Source organism: Phenylobacterium sp., from assembly GCF_036263695.1.
In the GTDB taxonomy this organism is placed as follows: Bacteria; Pseudomonadota; Alphaproteobacteria; order Caulobacterales; family Caulobacteraceae; genus Phenylobacterium.
Genome location: NZ_DATAGM010000048.1, coordinates 1 through 1938, shown reverse-complemented (window position 1 = coordinate 1938; position 1938 = coordinate 1). Strand labels below are relative to the sequence as shown.

Genomic DNA, 1938 nt, shown 5'->3' with positions numbered 1-1938 from the left:
AGGCCGCCCGCGGTCGTTACGAGGCGGCGCTTTCGACCCTGCGCGGCGCCTACGCGGCCCTCGGAGAGACGCCGCCGTCGCCGCGTGTGCGCCTGGAGACCAACATGCTGGTGGTCCATGTGGCCGGCCGGCTGCAGGACGTGCCGCTGACTCTCACCTCCGCGCGCCTCTCGATCCGACAGCTGGAGGCAGGCGAAGGCCGCTACACCGAGCCGGAGCGGACCTACCTCGTCTACTGGTGCCAGACGGCGCTGCGCTACTGTGCGCAGATCTCGCCGATCGACAGGCGGGGCATCGCTGAGGAGACGCCGCTGGTGTTCGACGACCTGGATCTGCGGGCCGTCTCGTCGCGGCTCCGGCGCAGCTTTCCGGTCTATACGCCGGCCGACTCCGAATTCTTCCGCTGAGTTAGAGGCGGGTCTCAGCCCGCTTCGGGAACACCAGCCCGGCGTCGCGCAGATAGGGCCGGTTCAGCCGCTCGTACGATTTCGGCTCCGTGCTGCGCATGATGATGTCCAGCAGCGTCGCGCCGTCTGCCTGCACCGCAGGCGGCTCGCCAAAGACCTCGCGCCACAGCGCCTCGGCCTCGCGCGCAATCTGTTCTTCTCGGCCGTCCATCCGAGGAGAGCTCCTACGAGTTGTCGTTTGTTAGCCAACTCGCGGGAGCGGATTCCCGTTCCAGGGGAATTATAGTTAACCTTCCGATATTTAGCGCCAGCCGCCGGAACCGGCCGGAGAGCGTCAGCCGCGCAGCTTGCGCAGCAGCACGTCGAGGTCGCGCGCCAGTTGGGCGTCGCCCTGCTTCAGCTCCTCGATGCGGCGGACGGCGTGCAGCACCGTGGTGTGGTCGCGCCCACCGAACCTGCGGCCGATGTCCGGCAGCGACCGAGTGGTGATCTGCTTGGCCAGCCACATGGCCGCCTGCCGCGGGCGGGCGACCGCGCGGGCGCGGCGCTCGGAGATCAGGTCGGCCTGCTTGAGGCCATAGTGTTCGGCGACCGTCTTCTGGATTTGGTCGACGGTGACCCGCTTCTCGTTGCAGGCCAGGTGCGGGCGCAGGATGGCCTGGGCCTCGTCCAGCGACAGGCGGGCGACCTGGCCGCCCACCCGGGCCACCAGGGTGTTCAGGGCCCCCTCCAGCTCGCGGACGCTGTCGGTGAAGCGGTCGGCGAGGAATTGCAGCACCTCGGGGCGGGCCGAGGGGATGAAGCCGCCCTGGTCGGCCAGGGTGGCCAGTTTCCGCTCCAGGATGCCCAGGCGCAGGTTCCGGTCGGCCGGCTCGATGCCGCAGACCAGGCCGGCCTGCAGGTGCGAGCGCAGCCGCGGCTCCATGTCCGACAGCTCGGTCGGCGAGCGGTCGGCCGTCATCACCACCCGGCGGCCGTCCTCCACCAGGGCGATCAGGGTGTGGAACAGCTCCTCCTGGGTGGAGGGCTTGCCGGCGACGAAGTGGACGTCGTCGATCAGCAGCAGGTCGGCTCTACGCAGCTCGTCCTTGAAGGCGCCGGTCTGGCGGTCCTGGATGGCCTTGACGAAGGCCTGGGTGAAGCGCTCGGCGGTGAGGTAGACGACCTTCTTCTCGGGCGCCGACTGCATGGCCTCCCAGGCGAGCGCGTTCAGCAGGTGGGTCTTTCCGAAGCCGTAGGGCCCGTGGAACAGCACCGGGTTGAAGTGGCCGTCCGACCAGGAAGCAACCCGGCGGGCGACCGCGAAGGCGAACTCGTTCGCCGGGCCCGAAACGAAGGTGTCGAACCGGAAGCGGTCCTGCAGGCCCTGCTGGCGGCCGGAGCGGACGGCGGCGGCCGTCGGCTGGGGCACGTCGATCTCGATGACCTCGGGCTCGGCGGCGGCCGGCGCGGCGGCGCGCGGCTCGGCGGGACCGGCGGCGGAGTCGAACTCCATCTTGGACTTCAGGTCTAGGCGGCGCCCCATCGGGTC

General features: G+C 70.0%; 3 protein-coding genes. 1 reads left to right on the top strand and 2 read right to left on the bottom strand.

Annotation, left to right across the window (positions count from 1 at the left end):
- Nucleotides 1–407: hypothetical protein (locus tag VHK87_RS01825; protein WP_329633188.1), on the top strand; the 407-nt coding region annotated here is incomplete at its 5' end.
- Nucleotide 408: 1 nt separating this feature from the next.
- Here the strand turns inward: VHK87_RS01825 and VHK87_RS01820 are convergent.
- Nucleotides 409–618 carry a hypothetical protein gene (locus VHK87_RS01820; RefSeq protein WP_329633187.1) on the bottom strand — a complete coding sequence of 70 codons (210 nt, stop codon included), beginning with the start codon at nt 616–618 and terminating at the stop codon, nt 409–411.
- Between the two features lie 123 nt (nt 619–741).
- On the bottom strand, nt 742–1938 hold a 1197-nt coding region (gene dnaA, locus VHK87_RS01815), incomplete at its 5' end, for a chromosomal replication initiator protein DnaA (RefSeq protein ID WP_329633186.1).